Annotated in this window: 16 protein-coding genes; 9 read left to right on the forward strand and 7 right to left on the reverse strand. The window is 41.9% G+C overall.

The annotated features are described in order from the left end of the window. Positions 1–269 precede the first annotated feature (269 nt). The 4 genes from H6A27_RS07985 (at position 270) to H6A27_RS08000 (ending at position 7,810) form a co-directional block, all read left to right on the forward strand. On the forward strand, positions 270–2,606 hold the full coding sequence (locus tag H6A27_RS07985) for an ABC transporter permease (RefSeq protein ID WP_204508264.1): 2,337 nt from the start codon (positions 270–272) through the stop codon (positions 2,604–2,606). Positions 2,607–2,730: 124 nt separating this feature from the next. Continuing rightward, positions 2,731–5,070, forward strand: coding sequence for an ABC transporter permease (locus tag H6A27_RS07990; protein WP_204508266.1), 2,340 nt, complete (start codon positions 2,731–2,733; stop codon positions 5,068–5,070). A 137-nt stretch (positions 5,071–5,207) separates the two neighbouring features. Continuing rightward, entirely contained in the window at positions 5,208–6,566 is a 1,359-nt protein-coding gene (locus H6A27_RS07995; protein WP_204508268.1) for a sigma-54-dependent transcriptional regulator, read from the forward strand. After that, entirely contained in the window at positions 6,563–7,810 is a 1,248-nt protein-coding gene (locus H6A27_RS08000; protein WP_204508270.1) for a sensor histidine kinase, read from the forward strand. Before H6A27_RS07995 ends, H6A27_RS08000 begins: the two co-directional genes overlap by 4 nt. A 61-nt stretch (positions 7,811–7,871) precedes the next feature. Here H6A27_RS08000 and H6A27_RS08005 read toward each other — a convergent pair whose 3' ends face one another. The 6 genes from H6A27_RS08005 to H6A27_RS08030 all read right to left on the reverse strand — a co-directional run bounded on the left by H6A27_RS08005 (position 7,872) and on the right by H6A27_RS08030 (position 14,083). Further along, positions 7,872–8,288 carry an ACT domain-containing protein gene (locus H6A27_RS08005; protein ID WP_204508272.1) on the reverse strand — a complete coding sequence of 139 codons (417 nt, stop codon included), beginning with the start codon at positions 8,286–8,288 and terminating at the stop codon, positions 7,872–7,874. A gap of 126 nt (positions 8,289–8,414) precedes the next feature. Next, on the reverse strand, positions 8,415–9,716 hold the full coding sequence (locus H6A27_RS08010) for a phenylacetate--CoA ligase family protein (RefSeq protein ID WP_204508273.1): 1,302 nt from the start codon (positions 9,714–9,716) through the stop codon (positions 8,415–8,417). Positions 9,717–9,755: 39 nt separating this feature from the next. Then, the gene (locus H6A27_RS08015; protein WP_204508274.1) at positions 9,756–11,063 is read right to left on the reverse strand and encodes an aminotransferase class I/II-fold pyridoxal phosphate-dependent enzyme; all 1,308 of its coding nucleotides are present in this window, start codon (positions 11,061–11,063) and stop codon (positions 9,756–9,758) included. Between the two features lie 43 nt (positions 11,064–11,106). Beyond that, positions 11,107–11,694, reverse strand: coding sequence for an indolepyruvate oxidoreductase subunit beta (locus H6A27_RS08020; RefSeq protein ID WP_204401381.1), 588 nt, complete (start codon positions 11,692–11,694; stop codon positions 11,107–11,109). Next, on the reverse strand, positions 11,691–13,313 hold the full coding sequence (locus tag H6A27_RS08025) for a thiamine pyrophosphate-dependent enzyme (RefSeq protein WP_204508276.1): 1,623 nt from the start codon (positions 13,311–13,313) through the stop codon (positions 11,691–11,693). Before H6A27_RS08025 ends, H6A27_RS08020 begins: the two co-directional genes overlap by 4 nt. A gap of 8 nt (positions 13,314–13,321) precedes the next feature. Then, positions 13,322–14,083 (reverse strand): amidohydrolase, encoded by a 762-nt coding sequence (locus tag H6A27_RS08030; protein WP_204508278.1) that lies wholly within the window; start codon positions 14,081–14,083, stop codon positions 13,322–13,324. 245 nt (positions 14,084–14,328) lie between these two features. Here H6A27_RS08030 and lysS point away from each other — a divergent pair, with 245 nt between their 5' ends. The 4 genes from lysS (at position 14,329) to H6A27_RS08050 (ending at position 19,259) form a co-directional block, all read left to right on the forward strand. Then, positions 14,329–16,059, forward strand: coding sequence for a lysine--tRNA ligase (gene lysS / locus H6A27_RS08035; RefSeq protein ID WP_204401387.1), 1,731 nt, complete (start codon positions 14,329–14,331; stop codon positions 16,057–16,059). A gap of 20 nt (positions 16,060–16,079) precedes the next feature. Beyond that, positions 16,080–17,075: an NAD(P)H-dependent glycerol-3-phosphate dehydrogenase gene (locus H6A27_RS08040; protein WP_204508279.1), complete on the forward strand. Its 996-nt coding sequence runs from the start codon at positions 16,080–16,082 to the stop codon at positions 17,073–17,075. Positions 17,076–17,085: 10 nt separating this feature from the next. Further along, the gene (locus tag H6A27_RS08045; protein WP_204508282.1) at positions 17,086–18,435 is read left to right on the forward strand and encodes a glucose-6-phosphate isomerase; all 1,350 of its coding nucleotides are present in this window, start codon (positions 17,086–17,088) and stop codon (positions 18,433–18,435) included. 92 nt (positions 18,436–18,527) lie between these two features. Continuing rightward, positions 18,528–19,259 carry an inorganic diphosphatase gene (locus H6A27_RS08050; protein ID WP_204508283.1) on the forward strand — a complete coding sequence of 244 codons (732 nt, stop codon included), beginning with the start codon at positions 18,528–18,530 and terminating at the stop codon, positions 19,257–19,259. Positions 19,260–19,320: 61 nt separating this feature from the next. Here H6A27_RS08050 and H6A27_RS08055 read toward each other — a convergent pair whose 3' ends face one another. Then, positions 19,321–20,523 (reverse strand): ROK family transcriptional regulator, encoded by a 1,203-nt coding sequence (locus H6A27_RS08055; protein ID WP_204508285.1) that lies wholly within the window; start codon positions 20,521–20,523, stop codon positions 19,321–19,323. Positions 20,524–20,705: 182 nt separating this feature from the next. Between H6A27_RS08055 and nagB the strand changes: the two genes are divergently transcribed. After that, positions 20,706–21,497, forward strand: coding sequence for a glucosamine-6-phosphate deaminase (nagB, locus tag H6A27_RS08060; protein ID WP_204508287.1), 792 nt, complete (start codon positions 20,706–20,708; stop codon positions 21,495–21,497). Positions 21,498–21,510 lie beyond the last annotated feature (13 nt).

Consider the following 21,510-nt stretch of genomic DNA (forward strand, 5'->3'; position numbering starts at 1 on the left):
GCACATTTGCCTACCGCTCTCCGTTGCACTGGTGGGTATTCCTGCTGGCATTCGTCATGGTAGCGATAATTACCGTAGGAGTTGTCACACTATGCAGTTATAAGGCTGCTTCGGAAAATCCGGCTGAAACACTGAAAAATGAATAAAAGAAATGACGAGGCTTCTTTTCAGGTGACAAGGCTCCAGTTACAAGGAAACAAGGTTCTCCATCCGGATAAGACCTTGTCAACTCGTCAACTTGTCAACTCGTAACTTAAAAACGAAAAAATATGCTCAAGTTCAACAACATATTGAAGATATTGTCTCTAGGAATAGGCCTTGCCATAGGATGCATTCTTATAGCCAAGGTATGCTTTGAGTCGTCATACGACAATTTCTACAAAGGCCTTGACCGAATATATCTCATCAAGGCAGTGTATTCACTGAGAGGCGAAACAGACGAAAACAGTCAGGTAAGTGGTGGAGTAGCTCCCGGATTCAAGAAATATGTACCGGGAGTGGAAAGCGCCACACGTACAACCTTCCTTTTCGAAAGCGAAAAATTCTATACGGAAGAAAAGGCTCTTGTAACCGGTATGCTGGTTTTGGCGGATACTGCATTCTTCGATGTCTTCGACCGTAAGATTCTGGCAGGAAACCCGAAGGAAGTATTGGCTCAGAAATTCAACATTATGGTAAGCCGTTCGTTTGCCGAAAAGATGGGAGGCATTGACAAGGCAGTAGGAAAGATTATTTACAACGAAGAAGCACCCAAACTGAAATTTACCATAGGAGGAGTATATGAAGATTTCCCGGAAAACGGAAGTCTGTATTACGACATCCTGCTTTCAATGGAAACTTATCCAAAGGAAAGTACAGACAACTGGCTCGGAAATGACCGATACAAAGGATACGTAAAACTTGAAGAAGGTGTTACACCCGAATCCCTCGACCCTGCCATACGCAAGATGATGGACAAGAACCTGCCTATGGAGGAACTGAAAAACAGCGGATACAAGATATGGTGCGTACTCAGTCCGTTCCATAAGCTTCATACATCCGAACCGTACGTAAGGAATCTTATAATCATCCTTTCCGTAGTTTCGTTTGTACTGGTTCTGATATCACTGATGAACTATATGCTTATATCCATATCGGAAATGGTGAAACGTTCTAAGGAAATTGGCATCCACAAATGCTATGGTGCTGAAGGAACAAACATATACGGTATGCTGATAAAAGAGACATCAGTTTATCTGTTCTTTTCACTGCTTCTGGCATTCCTGATGATATTGGGATTCAGACAGACAATAGAATATCTGCTTGGAGTCAGTTTGGAGGCTCTATTCATAAAAGAGACGATGATTATACTCTGTGGAGTGATACTGGTGTTGTTCCTGGTTTCGGCTTTGCTTCCGGGATATCTTTACAACAAGATTCCGGTAAGCGTGGCGTTCATGAACTACAAGGAGAACAAAAGGAAATGGAAACTCTGTCTGTTGTTCATCCAGTTTATCATAAACGTGTTCCTCCTGAGTTTTGTTTTCATCATTGCCGCTCAGTACGACAAGGCTCTGAATGATGATCCGGGATATAATTACGACAACGTGTTATATTATAATGTCAGAGGAGTAGATAACATACAGGCATCAAGAAGCGTGGAAGTAATATCATCCCTACCCGAAGTAATTGACGTGGAGAGGGCATACACTCTTCCATTCGACTATTGCTCGGGAAACAATGTATATCTCCCCGGTGGCGACAGCGAACTTTTCAACATAGCCGACCAGTATGCCGGCACAGAAGGTTTCTTCGAGTTCTTTGACATTCCAATAATTGAAGGACGTGTGCCTGCCACAGAAAACGAGATTGCCGTCAGCCGCAGCTTCGTGGAAAAGATGAAAGAGTTTACAGACTGGAACGACGGCCCTATAGGAAAAGGTATTTATCTGACCGAGCATTCAGACTCTTCGGCAATGAACCTTGGAATTCTGACAATCTCGGGAGTTTACGAGGACTACCGTATCGGACTGCTGAACAGAATGGACGAACGTCCGAGCGTACGCTTTACAGGTAAGGCAGATAATGAATATATGCCGTACATACTTATAAAGGTAAAGGACATCAATCCTGAAACAATAAACAGAATTCAGAACAAACTGAGTGAAGTGATTACCGAAAAGGAGATGGAGGTTTTCTCATATGAACAGGTAATGAACAGCATGTATGACGACAACAAGAAGATGAAGAATACCATCCTTGCCGGAAGTATATTCTCCATAGCGATAGCCTTCCTAGGACTCGTGGGATACGTCCGCGATGAAGCACAACGAAGGAGCAAGGAGATTGCCATACGCAAGATTAACGGAGCCACCACGGCAGAAATCCTTTCGCTTTTCGTAGCCGGCATTATGAAATGGCTCGTTGTTGCCTTTATCATAGGCGACGCACTGGCATATTATGTGGCAGGACTCTGGCTGGAACAGTTTGCCGAGAAAGTCTGTCTGTCATTGCTATATTTCCTTGCAGCAGACCTGATAGTGGCTATAATAGTAGTAGCTACTGTGGTAATCTGCAGCCTGAAAATATCGAATGCCAATCCGGTATTGTCACTTAAAAACGAATAAAAGAGACGAGGCTTTTAGATACTAGGGACTAGAGACCAGGAAGCCTAGTACCTAGTCAACTAGTATCTAGTACATGACGACCTTGTCAACTCGTAACTTAAAAACTCAAGAACTCAAACTTAATATGCAAGCACTGAGAAACATAAAATATACTTTAAGAAAATACTTCGTTCCAATGCTTATGAGCCTTATAGGTCTGATTCTGGCATTCAGCGCCTTTATGCTCATATCCGTACAGCTGGACTTTGAAAAGGGATTCGACAGATTCCATCCTGATGCCGGAAACATCTATAGGGTGGATCTTTCGGATAACAATACCATTTTCCGTTCGATACTTCCTCCGGGATTTTCGGACGAAGTGATACGTTCGTCAAGCCATATCGTAGCAGGAACTGTGGTATGTCCGTTCCTTGGCGAGGTATATATCACCACTATGAAAGACGGAGTATCCAGCGGATTCATAGAAACAGCCAATGTGGTGAGTGAAGACTTTTTCAAGGTATTCGGAATAAAGATTGTAGAAGGCGATCCTGCCACACTGTCGAAAAACGAACTGCTTGCCATTCCGCAAAGTACGGCACGCAAAATTTTCGGCAACGAATCCCCCATAGGTAAACAGGTGAAGATTAAGTCCGGTACAGGATTTCTGCGTTCCGACAAATGGACTGTAGGTGCCGTTTACGAGGATTTGCCAGCAAACTCGCAGATACGGAATGAGATATACATGAAGATTCCGGATTTCTTCCTTCAGAACTTCGGGGCAAGCAACTTTGTATGCTATCTTCGTCTTGACGACAGCGAGAATGTTTCTCTGGTGGAAGATGAATTCAACAGCAAGTTTGAGTTTGATAAATACCGTGGTCTCACCCCCATTTATCTCACACCATTAGTTGACGTGTATTTTCAGGAAGAGAAGTCAGACGGACGTGTGTTCCGGAGCGGAAGCATCACACAATACAATGTACTGACCATTATCTCATTCCTCATAATCATTGTAGGCCTGCTGAATTTCACAAATTTCTATACCTCGCTCATTCCGTCAAGACTGAAATCCATCAACACCAGGATAATACTTGGTGAGGACACCCGCACGATACGTATGGAGATAATTCAGGAAACTGTCCTGCTGTCGCTCATAGCATTTGCCGGAGCAGTGATTGCAGTTGTTTTCCTCTCTCCCGCCGTCACGGAAATGGGAATCGTAAACACAGTGTTCAGCTTCGGGAAGAATTCTTCCATCGTAATCATAACACTGCTTCTGGCTCTGTCCGGCGGAATACTTTCAGGAATTTATCCTGCATTCTTCGCCACATCATATACCGGAGAACTTGCAATGAGAGGCAACTTCAACTTAAGTTCTTCTGGTATGAAAATCAAGAAGGCTCTCCTGTGCGTGCAGTATGCCATCTCGTGCTCATTGATTCTGTTCATAGCGGCAATCTATCTGCAAAACAGAATGATGCTTCAGTTCGACCCGAAGTTCGACAAGGACCGTATCGCCATTGCAGGACTGACAAGCGACATAGTGAAGAACAAAGGCGCATGGATAAAGGAAGAACTTCAGAAATATCCTGAAATAGAGAATGTGGCATTCACGTCCGAAAGATTCGGAGCACAGGACACTTATTGCACCGAGGGAATAGAATATAACGGAACAGACATTCCGAGCTTCCTGATATATGTCACTCCTGATTTTCCTGAAGTGATGGGAATAAAGATAACAGAAGGGAAAACATTCCCGAAAACGAGCAAAGGAGAAATTATAGTAAACCGGTATATGAAGGACAATTACGGTGTGGAACTCGGAAATATCCCTTCCATGGAAGCGGAGGCAATAGGTATATGCGACAATGTAAACTTCACGTCCATGCGCAAAAGCCAGAGCGCCGTATGCTTTGTATCTCTACCGGCTGAAAGCGGATATCTGTCGGATATGTTTGTGAGACTCGCTTCCGGATACGACAGAACTGTAGCGGTATCCCACATAAAGGAGATAATCAGCAAAGTGGAACCCGAATATCCTACCGAAGTATTGTTCTACGACAATGTGACTGCCGCACAATATCAGCGTGAGAATTCTTTCGCCAACACGATGCTATGTTTTTCAATAATAGCAATAGTATTGTCACTGGTCGGCGTCTTCTCTATGGTGATATTCGACATTCAGCATAAAAGAAAGGAAATAGCACTGCGCAAAGTGTTCGGAGCAGACTACACCGATGTGCTCTGGCTGGGAAACAAGCCGTACTTCTTTATTGTCCTGGCAGGTTTCATAATCTCAATACCCGTAGCGGTGATAGCAATAAACGAATATCTCCAGGGATTTGCAATGAAAGTAAATGTGTCATGGTGGATATTCCTGCTTGTGTTCCTGTTCATACAGGCGCTTACGGCAGTACTTGTAGCCGTGAGATATAATTCACTTGCACTTGAATCTCCAAACATATCATTGGAGACCGAATAAATAAAAAATCTCTCTAATTAAGCCGCAGGCTACACCTGTTCGTGATGAATGGATGTGTCTGCGGATAATTTTTCAATCAACTGGACAAAATAAACTCCAAAACTTATATTTTTGCACATCAAACAATAAAAGCGAACATGAACAAAGCCAAAATATTAGTAGTAGATGATAATAGCGGAATAAGGGCAGCACTCCAACTGCTACTGCCTAAATACTTCAAGGAAGTAAAGGCTGTGGCATCACCAAACGTCATAAATTCACAGTTAAGAGAATTTATGCCTGACGTGATTTTGCTGGATATGAACTTCCAGTCGTCTGCCAATACCGGAAATGAGGGATTGTACTGGCTTTCGGAAATCAAAAAGACAAGCCCTACTACCGAAGTTGTACTCTTCACCGCGTATGCTGACATATCACTGGCTGTAGAGGGAATGAAGCGCGGAGCATTCGACTTCATTGTAAAACCTTGGGAAAACGAAAAACTGATTTCTGTGCTTGATGCCGCCTACAAGCACAGGGATGTAGGAACAAAAAAGAAAAGCATAAAACCTGCGGTAAGCCAGACTGCAACAATGCACTGGGGCAGCAGTCCGGAAATGAAAAATATATTCCGCACCGTAAACAAAATAGCCTCAACAGATGCAAGCATTCTTATTACGGGAGAAAACGGTACGGGAAAAGATGTGCTTGCGGCAGAAATCCATCGTCTGTCGGACAGAGGAATGAAGCCGATGGTTTGTGTGGATGCTGGAGCGATAACGGAAACATTGTTCGAAAGCGAACTGTTCGGACACGTAAAAGGAGCCTTTACGGATGCGCATACAGACCGAGTGGGGAAAATAGAACAGGCAAACGGCAGTACCCTGTTTCTTGACGAAATAGGAAATATTCCTCTGAATCTGCAGGCCAAGTTGCTCAGGGTTCTTCAGAACAGAACGGTAAGCAAGGTGGGAAGTTCGCAATCAACTCCTGTAGATATCCGTCTCATCTGCGCCACCAACCGCAATCTTGAAGAGATGATACGAAACGGCGAGTTCCGAGAGGACCTCTACTATCGTATCAACACCATGCATCTGCAACTTCCTCCCCTAAGGGAAAGAACTGACGAAATTATCCCTCTGGCAGAAATATTCATAAAGAGATATGCCGAGAAATATCATCGTGAGGTATCGGGCATTTCAAGTGAAGCGGAAAAAGCATTGGTTTCATGCAGGTGGAACGGAAACATCCGCGAACTGCAAAACACGATAGAAAAGGCAGTAATCCTGACCGACGGTACGGAGCTTCAGCTTTCGGACTTCTGTCTGCCTGACAGACAACACACCTATGAAGTTCAGCAAGCATCAGCCTCAGGAGAAGAAACCCTGGAGGAAGTGGAAGAAAGAACCATACGTGCCGCAATGGAAAGATATAACGGCAATCTTACTCATGTGGCAAAATCGCTTAACATAAGCCGCCCTACCCTATATACGAAACTGAAAAAATATAATATATGATTTCGTATGAAAATGTCATATTAATCATTATTGCAACTGCATTAATATCTGCAATAATTTCCGGTATGTACTATGCACGAAGGACACACCGCAAGGTTTCGTACATTCTTGACGCACTGGAAGACAAGGAGACAAACTTCCGTTTTGACGAGAAGAAAGTGCTGTACCGCAGATTAAACAAGACTCTGAACAGAATACGTCTTATTTTCGAAAAGGAAAAGCAGGAAATAAACGAACAGGAACGTTACTACGGCCAGATGCTGGACAGGGTAAAGACAGGTATAGTGGTAGTGGAACTGAACGAGAAATTCAGCGGAAAAGTTTCATACTGCAACTTGGCAGCACTTAATATACTTGGAGTGGCAACGCTGAGCAATATACGCCAATTGGCAAATGTCAGTCTGGAAATACAGGAATGCTTTGAAAACATTTCCGAAGCTAACAACGAGATGCGTGTTTCTTTCTACAACGAAAAGGGACAGACCACACTTTCAGTTTCGTCAACCGAAACATCATTGCAAGGAAAGAATGTAAAGATTATAGTTATAAATGACATAAGCAACGAAATGTCGCGCAACGAAGAGATGTCGTGGAACAAACTTATACGTGTGCTTACGCATGAAATAATGAACACCGTAACTCCAATTGCTTCGCTGAGTCATACACTGTCGATGGATATTACTTCATCTGAAAACAAGCCTGTAAACAGAGAAGAACTCAAATTGGGTCTTGATACAATATCCGAATCGGCCCGCGGACTGATAAAATTTGTTGACACTTACCGTTCGCTGACACGTGTTTCCACACCTGTAAAAAAAGCTTTCTATCTGCAAGAGCTAATTGACAGAGTTACCCAACTGACACGTGAACAAATCAACGCGTCAGGAGCGACTTTAAGTTATATAGAGAAGTCCGACGATATTCTGTTATATGCAGACGAAGACCAGATTTCACAAATATTCATCAACCTGGTAAAGAATGCCCTGCAAGCCAAAGCAAGTAAAATAGAAATCACTGCAGAAATAGACTTTACCGAGTCTGTGGTAATAAATGTTTCGAACAACGGCACCCCTATAAACAAAGAGAACTATGAGGATATTTTCGTTCCGTTCTATACCACAAAGCAGGAAGGAACTGGAGTGGGATTAAGTCTTTCCCGCCAGATAATGCGTCTCCACAACGGAAGTATATCATTGGTGTGCAGCAATGAGAAGAATACGGTTTTCAAATTACAGTTCAAATAAAAAAGTCAGGTGTTTTTTGCCACACCTGACTTCTTTTAATATTTCTATGTATTAAATTATATTACAAATCCCCTTTCTTCAATACTGTACAGCCTTTTGCATCAAGCACTGCCAGACACGCCTTTAGGTCGTTAGGCTTTATCACCACATGTGCCTTGTCATTTTGGGCAAAAGCATACATATATTCTATAAAGATTTTTTCCTCTGCCAGATATTCCAGAATAATAGCAAGAGAACCCGGAGTATTGTCACAACTGAGGCATATAACTTCTGTTGACATTACCGCAAAGTTCTGTTCACGCAATACCTCTACGGCCTTGTCAACATCGGATACTATAAGGCGTAGGATTCCGAAATCTGTTGTCTCAGCCATACTGAAGGCGTGCATGTTTATGCCGTTCTGTCCCAATGTGCGGACTACATCGTTTATTCTTCCTGTCTTGTTTTCCAGGAATACTGATAATTGCTTTATGGTCATAGTGAATGAGTTTTTAAGTTTTTGAGTTCTTTAGTTGACAAGTTGACGAGTTAACAAGTTGACGAGGTTGCCATCAGGATGGAGAGCCTTGTCCCCTTGTAACTGTAGCCTTGTAACATATTTATTTTACACCAACTTACGGTTATCTATCACCCTCTTCGATTTTCCCTGACTGCGGGCTATGCTGTTAGGTTCAACCAACTTGACATCGGCACTGATGGAGAGTACGCTCTTCAGCTTGTCGGCAAGTGATTTTTTCAAGGCAAGCATTGCTCCAATATCATCGCTGAAAAAGTCACGGCGTACCTCAACCTGAATTTCCAGAGAATCAAGATTGCCTTTACGGTCAACAATCAGCATATACTGAGGTTCGAATTCCTTCATTTCGAGGATAACGCTTTCTACCTGCGACGGGAATACGTTGATACCTCGGATGATTAGCATATCATCGCTACGTCCCATGATTGGAGTCATACGCACAGATGTACGTCCGCACGGACATGGAGCGTCAATGAGAGACGTAAGGTCCTTAGTGCGGTAACGGAGCAATGGCATTCCTTCCTTTGTCAGCGTAGTAAAGACAAGTTCACCCTGCTGTCCGTAAGGCAACGGCTGAAGCGTGTTAGGATCGATGATTTCTGGGAAGAAATGGTCCTCATTGATGTGTGACCCGTTCTGTTCCTGACACTCGTATGATACACCCGGTCCCATTATCTCACTCAGACCATAAATGTTGTAACCTTTCAGTCCGAGACGTTCTTCTATTTCCTTACGCATATTTTCTGTCCACGGTTCTGCACCGAAAGCACCGATACGAAGCCCAAGATCATTCTTAGTAAGCCCCATCTTCTCCATCACTTCTGCAAGATACATGGCATACGACGGTGTACATGCTATACCGGTAATCTTCAGGTCGCGGATAAGACGGATGTGTTTTTCTGTATTACCTGTAGATGCAGGTATAACCGTTGCTCCAAGATTTTCCACACCATAGTGTGCTCCCAGACCACCTGTGAAGAGTCCGTAACCGTAACTAACCGAGAATGTATCATCACGCGTAACTCCGTATGCCGTAAGACAGCGTGACATCACTTCTGACCAAATGGCAAGGTCTTTACGTGTATATCCCACAATGGTAGGATTACCGGTTGTACCTGAAGACGCGTGTACACGTACTATCTCCGATGCAGGTGCAGCCTGCAATCCATACGGATAGTTATCGCGCAAGTCCTGCTTGGTTGTGAAAGGGAGTTTCACTATATCGTCTATACTGCGAATATCATCAGGCGACAAGTCCATCTCCTGCATTTTTTTTCTGTAGAACGGGACATTGTGATAGACGTATGTCACCAGTTTCTGAAGTCTTTTCCCCTGCAGCTCGCGCATCTGCTCGCGAGGCATACATTCTTTATTTTCATTCCAAAACATGGGTATTATCTTTAAAGGTTATATTTGTTACTTGTTTTTCTACTGATGGTCTGCCCTGAAGGCTTTCATTCTTTCCTCAAGTACAGGATAAAGTTCATCTCTCATACGTGACGTACATGCACGAACTCCCTGCTGCTCACTTCCTGTTGTTGAGAGGGAAATACTGCTCACCCCGTAATACATCAGTTCTTCGAGCAATTCTCCTCCTGTCATACCAGGATAACCAAGAGTGAAGAAGAAACCGTCGCCTACTTTCTGGTGGACATCATAATCGTAAACGATACTGAATCCGTTGTCAGTAAATATCTGTTTCATCCGGCGTGCGCGACGTTCATACTCGCGTGTATCCTCTACGAAATCTATCACTCCTTCCACCGATTTGTCCAGCATTTCCGCCATGGCATACTGCGTTGTGGCAGTACAGCCGGAAGTTATCATATACATTATGGACGCGATGAATGTAGGGCCGAATATTCCCGAATCCTCATACCGCTCTGCCAGTGCCGGATACTGCTTGTCGAAAAGCTTGTCGGAGATACATGCCAGGGCGATGCGCTGTCCTGCATAGCTGAATATTTTAGAAGCGGAAAGCATAAGGATATAATTGTCGGTATATCTTGCTACAGTCGGCACGTATGGTTCCTGATACGGACGACCGAACGGACTGCGGAAGTCCATACAGAAATATGCCTGGTCTTCCATAACAATACTGTCGTATTTTGTGGCAAGCTCGCCTATGATTTTCAGTTCTTCCTCGTCCAGGCAGAACCATGCGGGATTGTTAGGATTGGAATATACTATTGCGGCAACATCGCCGTCGGCCATCATACTTTCAAGTTTAGCACGAAGAGCCTCACCACGGTAATTGTATATGTCAAATAGTTTCCATTTTATTCCAAGGATACGCAACTGAGATTTCTGAATCGGGAAACCAGGGTCTATAAACAGAACCTTGTCCTTTCCGGGAATACGCTGCGTACACGCTATGAATGCTCCGAATGAACCTGCAACGGAACCTGTGGTAGGCAAACATGCACGAGGCGAAATGTCTATGTTGATAAATGCTTTGATAAATCGCGATGCAGCTTCCTTAAGTTCCTGAACTCCGGCTGCAGCAGGATATTGCGCTCCCAAACCTTTGTCAAGAGCCGCCTTTTCGGCTTCAATACCTATCTTGTTGGCAGGAAGGCCCGGAGATCCCTGGTCCATACGGATGAAAGGAATGCCTGTAAGCTGTTCAAGACGAGATGCAACGAGAAGGACATCGCCTATGGTAGCATTACGGAGGTCGGCAACCTTCATCTCTTTTACTACCTGCTCTACTAATTCTTTACTGAAGACTTTCACGTTGATAATTATTTTTAGGTGACAACTTGTAACTGCAGCCTTGTCAACTGATTCTTTTTAAACTATACTCATATCCGATATTGAATGCACGATGGTTCATCTCCACCACGGCTTCACCCTTCGAACCGAAAATACGCTCTATGCTGTGATAAAGCGTTTCCTTTTCAAGAATGGTGAAAAATGCTGCCGCCGCCCCAAGAAGAATAACATTACCGCATTTTGGCATATTGTTTTCTTTGGCTATAGCATCAATATCAAGCGAAATGACGTTTGGCAGTGAATTCAGCTCTGCCATTACAGACTCAACTTCCGGATAATTCGGGATATTCTTGAACGGAGTAGAAGATGTGATAATCCATCCGTCTTTGGAAAGGAACGGTAAATATCGGAGGGCTTCCATCGGTTCAAGAGAAAGAATCATATCGGCACCACCTAAAGGAATCAAATCGGAAGATATAGGTTTGTCCGACAAACGAAGATTTGACTGTACATCTCCTCCACGCTGACTCATTCCGTGTACTTCGGCCTGTTTTAGTTTAAGTCCACTACGGGTGGCAGCCTCACCTATTATTGTGGCTATTGAGAGGATACCCTGACCTCCCACGCCTGAAAGTATTATATCTGTTTTCATTTTTTTTCGGCTCTTTTCTGTTTCAATTTACGGTTAAGTGTCTGCATACATTCTCTGCGTGGAATAATCACAGATACACCGTTATACTCTATTTCTTCGCGGATGATACGTGTGATTTCATCCATATTCTTTGGCAAAGGCACTACTACACGTACATGCTCCGGTTCTACTCCAAGACCAAGACAGATTGCCTCGAACTTATTTGTTCCTGCAGAATCCTGACCGCCTGTCATGGCTGTAGTAAGATTGTCGGAAATTACTACGACGATATTTGATTTGTCGTTCACAGCATCAAGAAGTCCAGTCATACCGGAATGGGTAAAAGTAGAGTCTCCTATAATTGCGATTGAAGGGAACTGACCTGCATCGGCAGCACCTTTAGCCATAGTGATGGAAGCTCCCATATCAACACAGCTGTGCAAAGCGCGGAATGGAGGAAGAGCTCCAAGAGTATAGCAACCTATATCACCAAATATTTTTGTATCGGCATACTCTGCGGCAACTTTATTAAGAGCATCATAAACATCACGGTGTCCGCATCCGTTACACAGTGCAGGCGGACGTGGTACAACATTCTGTGCAGAAGGATATACCTCTGCGTCATTCAGTCCAAGTCCGGCTTTGATATTATCAGGATTCAATTCCCCTGTACGTGGCAATGCACCACTCAGACGTCCTTTCACAACATATTGGGAAGGAAGCAAGCCGCGAAGTTGCTCTTCCACAAAAGGCTGACCATCTTCCACAACGAGAATCTCCTTACAAGAATTTGCCAAAGAAGTTATTTTGTCCATCGGCAACGGGTATTGTGAAACTTTTACTATAGGATAAGGACATCCGTCAGGATAATTCTCCATTACATAATTATATCCTATACCGCATGCGACAATACCTAAATCCGCTTTTTCAGAAACTATATTATCAATCTTATTAAAAGGGGATTTTTCAGAAAGTTGGCGCAATACCGGCTGAAGTCCGATCACTTCCTTATTGCGGCGACGGGCATTGGCAGGTAAAAGGACCCAGTTGGCAGGCGATGATGACTTACCTGTAGCAGCAACCTCAGACGGGGTATCTTTAACTGCCACATCAGCACGCGAATGTGCCATACGAGTGGTAATCCTCATAAGCACTGGTGTACCCTCGCGTTCTGACATTTCGTATGCATATTGCATCATATCGTAAGCCTCTTGCTGTGATGAAGGTTCAAGTATAGGAATCATCGCAAACTTTCCATAGAATCTTGAATCCTGCTCATTCTGTGATGAGTGCATAGACGGATCGTCGGCAGCAACAACAACCACTCCACCATTCACACCAGTCATGCCGGAATTGACAAAAGCGTCGGCACAAACATTCATACCAACATGCTTCATACAGACCAATGCACGTTTGCCTACATAGCTCACTCCGAGAGCTGCCTCCATAGCAGTTTTCTCATTTGTACACCAGCTGCTGTGTAACTTGCGTTCTTTAGCCAAAGGATGTTCCTGAATATATTCTGTTATTTCTGTTGAAGGTGTACCCGGATAAGCATATACTCCGGATATACCCGCATGTATGGCTCCTAAGGCAATAGCCTGGTCGCCCAAGAGTAATAATTTCTTACTATTTTCCATATTACTTATTATACTAATTCAAAAGAATCGGCATCATTCAATACCGGGAATTTTTTTCGGAATTCTTCCAGTTCCGACATATCAATGTCAGCCACAGCCTCGCAAGCATTACCATCTTCACAAGCTGCCACTACTTTGCCATAAGGGCTTATGACGGCACTTCCACCTATGTAATCACAATCCGGGTCTTTACCGACTCTATTCACCCCAACCACATAGCATTGGTTTTCTATAGCTCTTGCACGCAGCAACAGTTTCCATACTTCCACACGAGGGGTCGGCCAACTTGCCACATAAATGGCTATATCGTAATCGTTTCTGTTCCTGCTCCACACAGGAAAACGCAAATCATAACAAACCTGTAACAGGATTCGTACTCCTCTATAATTGACTATTATGCGCTTAGAACCGGCTGTAAACCTTTTGTGTTCTCCGCCAAATGTAAACAAATGTTTCTTATCATACCAGTCCACAGTACCGCCCGGATGAACAAAATAGAATCTGTTATAGTATTTACCATTATCTTCCAATGCAATACTTCCTGCCATAGCACAGTTTTTCCGCTGTGCAGTACGCTTCATCCATTCCAATGTTCCGGAATTTGATTTTTCAGCAATACCTTCTGGATTTGTACAAAAACCTGTAGAAAACATTTCAGGCAAAACAAATATATCAACTCCTTCATGTCTGTTTATAATTTCATCGGCCTTCTCAATGTTGGCCGAAGGATTGGCCCAAACAATATCTGTTTGTAAAATCACTATCTTCATGCTTTTCAAGTTTAGAACTCGCCAAAGGTAACAATTTAATGATAACTCACAAAAAATTACGACATTTTATTTCTCATACCAAAACAAATGAACATTTTTGACAGTAAAATACAACATAACCCACAACAAAGAACACTGAAAAAAGTGCATAAGTCAGGTTATTTACGCAAAAAGTGACACACATATATAAATATATTGCGAAATGTTTCTTATTTTTGTACCAAAATATAGTTAATATATAAGAAATGAACGTATTAGAACTAAGTGAACAGGAAATTATCAGACGCAATAGTCTGAACGAAATGAGAGCTATGGGCATAGACCCGTATCCTGCAGCAGAGTATGTAACAAACGCATTTTCTACTGATATAAAAGATGAATTCAAGGATGATGAGGCAGAACCTCGCATGGTTTCTGTAGCCGGACGTATAATGTCACGCCGTGTAATGGGCAAAGCGTCTTTTATCGAGTTACAGGATTCTAAAGGACGTATCCAAGTATATATCACTCGCGATGACATCTGCCCTGATGAGAATAAGGATTTATACAATGTAGTTTTCAAACGTTTACTTGACTTGGGTGACTTTGTTGGTATAGAAGGTTTCGTTTTCCGCACTCAAATGGGCGAAATTTCAATACATGCAAAGAAACTTACAGTTCTTTCAAAATCTATCAAGCCTCTCCCAATCGTAAAATACAAGGATGGAGTGGCATACGACAAGTTCGAAGATCCTGAACTCCGTTACCGTCAGCGCTATGTTGACCTTGTAGTAAACGACGGAGTGAAAGATATATTCCTGAAGCGCAACAAGGTTTACAATTCTATGCGCGAATACTTCAACTCGAAAGGTTACATCGAAGTAGAGACTCCTATTCTGCAAGCCATCGCAGGTGGTGCGGCAGCACGTCCGTTCATCACTCACCACAATGCGCTCGACATTCCTTTGTACATGCGTATCGCCAGCGAGCTTTATCTGAAACGTCTTATCGTAGGTGGTTTCGAAGGTGTATATGAAATCGGTAAAAATTTCCGTAACGAAGGTATGGACCGTACTCACAATCCGGAATTCACTTGTATGGAAATCTATGTGGCATACAAGGACTACAACTGGATGATGAAGTTTACTGAAAACATGATTGAAAAAATCTGTCTTGACGTAAACGGTACTACAGAAGTAAAAGTAGGCGACAATGTAATCAACTTCAAGGCTCCATTCAAGCGTGTTACTATGCTTGATTCTATCAAGGAATTCACAGGCTACGACCTTACAGGAATGAACGAAGACCAGATTCGTGAAGTTTGCAAGAAACTCAATATGGAAATTGACGACACTATGGGCAAGGGCAAGCTTATCGACGAAATCTTCGGCGAATTCTGCGAAGGCAACTACATACAGCCAACATTCATTACCGACTACCCTATCGAGATGTCACCGCTTACTAAACGTCACCGCAACAATCCTGAACTGACAGAACGTTTTGAGCTTATGGTAAACGGTAAAGAGCTTTGTAACGCTTACTCAGAGCTTAACGACCCTATAGATCAGCTTGAACGTTTCGAAGAACAAATGAGACTTAGCGAAAAGGGGGACGACGAAGCAATGATTATCGACAAGGACTTCGTTCGCGCACTTGAATACGGTATGCCTCCTACTTCAGGTATGGGTATCGGTATGGACCGTCTTGTAATGCTTATGACAGGTCAGAGTACAATTCAGGAAGTATTGTTCTTCCCTCAAATGAGACCGGAAAAGGTTATTCCTAAAGATGCTCCTGCAAAATTCATGGAGATTGGTGTTCCTGAAGAATGGGTTGCACTAATCCAAAAAGCCGGATACAATCTCGTTGCAGACATGAAAGATGTAAACCCTCAGAAACTTCACATGGACATCTGCGGAGTAAACAAGAAATACAAACTGGAACTGAAAAATCCGACAGTTGACGAAGTCAGCAACTGGATACAAAATATAAAATAAGTATTTAAACAATAATCAAAGTGAAATTCCCTGGTAAAATAGCTATTATGGGAGGAGGTAGCTGGGCTACGGCTATCGCAAAGATTATTCTTACCCAAACCGAATCAATAAACTGGTATATGCGCAGAGACGACAGAATTGAAGATTTCAAACGTCTCGGACATAATCCGGCTTATTTGACCAGCGTGCGCTTCAATGTTAAGAATATCAACTTTTCATCAGATATAAATAAGGTAGTAAGGGAATCGGATACACTGATTTTCGTGACACCTTCGCCTTATCTTAAGAGCCATCTGAAAAAGCTAAAAACCAAGATTAAAGATAAGTTCATCGTTACTGCCATAAAAGGTATAGTACCAGATGAGAATCTTATTGTTTCCGATTATTTCAATAAAGTATATGGAGTTCCTGAAGAAAATATCGCAGTATTAGCCGGTCCTTGTCACGCAGAAGAAGTGGCATTGGAACGTCTTTCTTACCTTACCGTAGGATGTAAAGACATTGAAAAGGCTAAAATGTTTGCACAACAACTGACAGGACACTACATAAAAACTTCAGTAAATACAGATGTGGCAGGTATCGAATACGCCTCTGTATTGAAAAATGTTTATGCTATCGCCGCTGGTATTTGCAGCGGACTGAAATATGGAGACAACTTCCAGGCTGTACTCATTTCAAATGCGATACAAGAAATGAACCGTTTCCTGAATACTGTACACCCTGTGGACAGATGTACAAACGATTCAGCCTATTTAGGTGATTTGCTTGTAACAAGCTATTCTAATTTCAGCCGTAACAGAGTCTTCGGAACTATGATTGGAAAAGGATACTCTGTAAAAAGCGCACAAATAGAAATGGAAATGATAGCTGAAGGGTATTATGGCACAAAATGTATAAAGGAATTAAATAAACATCTGCATGTTAATATGCCTATTGTAGATGCAGTTTATAATATCCTTTACGAACGTATAACGCCAATGATAGAAATTAAGCTTTTAACAGACTCATTCAGATAAACTTGTGAATATGGAAAATATTAAATTGAACATTGAAAATTCTGTCAGCTTCATGGCAGAAGGTAAACTGGCAGCTTACGAGCCAGTAGTTAAGACATGTATGGAAACCCTTGAAAAAGGAACAGGACTTGGAAACGACTTCCTGGGATGGTTACATCTTCCATCTTCTATAACTAAAGAACATATCGAAGACATCAAAGCTACAGCTAAAGTTCTTCGTGAAAATTGCGAAGTAGTGGTTGTTGCCGGTATCGGTGGTAGTTACCTTGGAGCACGTGCTGTTATTGAAGCAATGTCTGACAGCTTCCAGTGGCTAAAAGAAAAGAAAGAGGGAGAACCAACTATTGTTTTTGCAGGACACAACATCGGCGAAGATTATCTTTACGAATTGACAAGCTTCCTGAAAGACAAAAAATTTGGTGTAATCAACATATCTAAATCAGGAACAACAACTGAAACAGCTCTTGCTTTCCGTCTTCTTAAGAAACAGTGTGAAGACCAGCGTGGTAAAGAAATGGCACGCAAGGTTATCGTAGCCGTTACAGATGCAAAGAAAGGCGCTGCACGCGTAACAGCCGACAACGAAGGTTACAAATCATTCATTATTCCTGACAATGTAGGCGGACGTTTTTCTGTACTTACTCCTGTTGGTCTGCTTCCAATAGCAGTTGCAGGTATAGACATCGAAAAGCTTGTTGAGGGCGCACGCAAAATGGAAGAAGTTTGCGCAAACGAAAACTTATACGAAAACCCTGCCGCTCTTTATGCCGCTACACGTAACGAGCTTTATCGCAACGGAAAGAAAATTGAAATTTTGGTTAACTATCAACCAAAACTTCATTACTTCAACGAATGGTGGAAACAGCTTTACGGCGAATCAGAAGGTAAAGACGGCAAAGGTATATACCCAAGCTCTGTTGATTTCTCAACAGACCTTCACTCTATGGGACAGTGGATTCAGGAAGGCGAACGTACTATCTACGAAACTGTAATCTCTATCGAAACTCCTAATCACGAGTTACGTGTTCCTACAGACGAACAGAATCTTGACGGATTGAACTTCCTTGCCGGCAAGAGAGTTGACGAAGTAAACAAGATGGCTGAACTCGGAACTCAGTTGGCACACGTTGACGGTGGTGTTCCTAACATGAGAGTTTCTGTTCCTGCATTGAACGAATACTATATCGGACAGTTGATATACTTCTTCGAAAAAGCTTGCGGTATCAGCGGATATATACTTGATGTAAACCCATTCAACCAGCCAGGAGTTGAAGCATACAAGAAAAATATGTTTGCTCTCCTCAATAAGCCAGGTTATGAAAAAGAATCTGAGGCAATCCAAGCTCGTTTGAAGAAATAATATACACTCAAAGAATACAATAAAACAAAAAGACACAAGGCACGTATTACTCACATGGTAGTACGTGCCTTTAAACAATTAAAGCATCAGGAATGTTTGAAAAAGCAATAAAGAATTATTTAGAAGAAAAAGGATACAACAAAATAAACTTAAAGGCTGTACTGTTCGACATGGATGGTGTACTGTTTGACTCAATGAAGAATCATGCAAAAGCATGGAACAAAGCCATGTCCATTTATGGAATGAATCTTAGCGAAGAAGAAGCCTTTATGCACGAAGGACGTACGGGAGCAAGCACAATTAATATTGTATGTACCCGAGAAAGAGGATACAACGCCAGCGAAGAAGAAATAAAGAAAATATACCAGACTAAAAGCGAAATATTCAACAGTCTTCCAAAGGCTGAGCCTATGCCGGGCGCATATACACTGTTGCGCAACATCAAAGATTCCGGATTACAGCCGGTATTGGTTACAGGATCAGGACAATTGTCTCTTTTGGACAACCTCAATCATCATTTCCCCGGAATTTTTCAAAAAGAATTCATGGTTACAGCTTTTGATGTAAAATACGGAAAGCCAAATCCAGAACCATACCTTATGGGATTAAAGAAAGCCGGCATAGAAGCCAACGAAGCTATAGTTGTAGAAAATGCTCCATTAGGGGTTAAGGCAGGAGTTGCAGCAGGAATATTCACTATTGCCGTAAATACAGGTCCACTACCAGATTCGGCTTTACTCGACGAAGAAGCCAACCTTTTGTTCGGCTCAATGCTTGAATTATCCGAAAAATGGGATTCAGTAAAAAACGAAATGTGCAGATAAACAAAAAACAGTCAAGCTTCATCTTAGCCTGACTGTTTTGATTTTTATATATTCAATATCTTCAAATTACAAACAAATTACTTCTCGACAACAATGCTGAACCTACAGCATTAGCCTTATCCTTTAGTTCAGATAGCACAATATCAGAGTCACGGTACATCATATTAAGAGTATGTTTTCTTATGGCTGATATTACGGGATGAAGAAGATAATCACCTACTCTTGACAAATCACCTCCAATAATTACCTGTTCAGGATTGAAGATGTTAATCAGTCCACCAATATGACGACCAAGTTTCTGGCCTATCTCCTCCACTAATTCTATAGCAAGGACATCTTCTCTTTCTACAGCATTGAAAATATCATCAAGTTGAATTTCGTCAATTGATTTTTCTTTCAGAATAACTGAGCTTTCACCTTTCTTCAATCGCTCAATGAATTTACGGTATAATGCAGAACATGAGACCTCAGTCTCAATACATCCTTTCTTTCCACAATGACATATCTGCTGGTTATCATATCCAAAATTATGTCCAAACTCACCCGCAAATCCCGACATACCATTATATAACTTTCCATCAATAATTATACCCATTCCCAAACCCCAGCTTAAGTTTATGAAAATGAGATTCTTCGGACACTTAACAGAATGCATCATATACTCTCCGTATGCACTTGTCCTGCTATCATTGTCAACACATGCGTTAATACCAATCCTGTCAGTCAGCATTTCACTAATAGGAGTCTGGGCAAAATTGAATGTTCCATAACTGCATCCGGTCTGAGGATTTACTCGTCCGTGCAATCCCACACAAATATTAAGATACTTTTCTTTATTATATGGCAATGAATCAATGTATGAACGTATCTCATCACACATTTTATCCATACACTCTACAGTATTTTCCCGTTTAAAAGGAATCCTCGTTTTGTAATCCAATATTTCTCCCCTGAAGTTAACCACACAAAAACTCAAATAGTTTAATGCAGCCTCAACACCCAAAAAATACCCCGCTTCAGGGTTTAATCCATATAAATTAGGGTGCCTTCCTCCGTTAGTCTCCAGTTTACCATTATCATTGACATAGCCGTCATCACACATTTCATCAATCAGTTTGGTAATCGTAGGAATACTTAAATCCATGTCTTTAGAAAGGTCAGTAATCGTAGCATCCCCATTATAAATGAAATGAGTAATGATGCGACGCTTCATCGTTGCACTTTTCGTGCTTTTCTGAATTTCATCCAATAGCTTCCGTCCCATATTTATATTTTTATAGTATATGTCGCAAAAATAATAATTTTTTTAATATCACGCCAACAAAAAACCTTTTTTTTTATTTGTCTTTCTAATTAATGATAGGTATCTTTGCATAGTTATCAATAAAAATCATTTATAATAAGCATATAGTTAACTTATATATAAACTAATAAAATCAAAAAATCATGAGAGTCATTATTGAACCAGATTATCAGGCAATCTCTAACTGGGCTGCCAATTACGTAGCAAACAAGATTAATGCTGCCAATCCAACAAAAGAAAAACCTTTCATTCTTGGTCTTCCTACAGGTTCATCTCCTCTTGGAATGTATAAAGCACTTATTGAGCTTAACAAACAAGGTAAAGTATCGTTCAAGAATGTAGTTACATTCAACATGGATGAATACGTCGGCTTGCCTGAATCACATCCGGAAAGCTATCACTCATTCATGTACAACAATTTCTTCAACCATATAGATATCTGTAAAGAAAACATCCACATCCTAAACGGTAACGCGGCCGATCTGGAAGCCGAATGTGCAAATTATGAGAAAGAAATTGAAAAATTCGGAGGTATTGATCTGTTCCTTGGCGGTATAGGTCCTGACGGACACATCGCATTCAACGAACCAGGCTCGTCTCTTTCTTCGCGTACACGAGTAAAGACTCTTACTACAGACACTATTATTGCCAATTCACGTTTCTTCGACAATGACGTGAACAAAGTTCCTAAAACAGCTCTTACTGTAGGTGTGGGCACAGTGCTTGCCGCCAAAGAGGTACTTATAATCTGCAACGGACACAATAAGGCACGCGCATTACAGCATGCCGTTGAAGGTGGAATAACACAGATGTGGACTATTAGCGCGCTTCAGATGCACCAGCATGGCATTATAGTTTGCGATGAAGCAGCTACTGACGAACTTAAAGTAGGAACATACAAGTACTTTAAGGATATTGAAAAAAACAATATTTAATACTATAATCCAG

Origin of the sequence: Bacteroides caecigallinarum (assembly GCF_016902295.1) — a bacterium.
GTDB lineage: Bacteria > Bacteroidota > Bacteroidia > Bacteroidales > Bacteroidaceae > Phocaeicola > Phocaeicola caecigallinarum_A.

Coding starts and splice junctions, on each gene's coding strand:
- H6A27_RS07985 (WP_204508264.1), top strand. CDS start 270: ATGCTCAAGTTCAACAACATATTGAAGATATTGTCTCTAGGAATAGGC.
- H6A27_RS07990 (WP_204508266.1), top strand. CDS start 2,731: ATGCAAGCACTGAGAAACATAAAATATACTTTAAGAAAATACTTCGTT.
- H6A27_RS07995 (WP_204508268.1), top strand. CDS start 5,208: ATGAACAAAGCCAAAATATTAGTAGTAGATGATAATAGCGGAATAAGG.
- H6A27_RS08000 (WP_204508270.1), top strand. CDS start 6,563: ATGATTTCGTATGAAAATGTCATATTAATCATTATTGCAACTGCATTA.
- H6A27_RS08005 (WP_204508272.1), bottom strand. CDS start 8,288: ATGACCATAAAGCAATTATCAGTATTCCTGGAAAACAAGACAGGAAGA.
- H6A27_RS08010 (WP_204508273.1), bottom strand. CDS start 9,716: ATGTTTTGGAATGAAAATAAAGAATGTATGCCTCGCGAGCAGATGCGC.
- H6A27_RS08020 (WP_204401381.1), bottom strand. CDS start 11,694: ATGAAAACAGATATAATACTTTCAGGCGTGGGAGGTCAGGGTATCCTC.
- H6A27_RS08025 (WP_204508276.1), bottom strand. CDS start 13,313: ATGGAAAATAGTAAGAAATTATTACTCTTGGGCGACCAGGCTATTGCC.
- H6A27_RS08030 (WP_204508278.1), bottom strand. CDS start 14,083: ATGAAGATAGTGATTTTACAAACAGATATTGTTTGGGCCAATCCTTCG.
- lysS (WP_204401387.1), top strand. CDS start 14,329: ATGAACGTATTAGAACTAAGTGAACAGGAAATTATCAGACGCAATAGT.
- H6A27_RS08045 (WP_204508282.1), top strand. CDS start 17,086: ATGGAAAATATTAAATTGAACATTGAAAATTCTGTCAGCTTCATGGCA.
- H6A27_RS08050 (WP_204508283.1), top strand. CDS start 18,528: ATGTTTGAAAAAGCAATAAAGAATTATTTAGAAGAAAAAGGATACAAC.
- H6A27_RS08055 (WP_204508285.1), bottom strand. CDS start 20,523: ATGGGACGGAAGCTATTGGATGAAATTCAGAAAAGCACGAAAAGTGCA.
- nagB (WP_204508287.1), top strand. CDS start 20,706: ATGAGAGTCATTATTGAACCAGATTATCAGGCAATCTCTAACTGGGCT.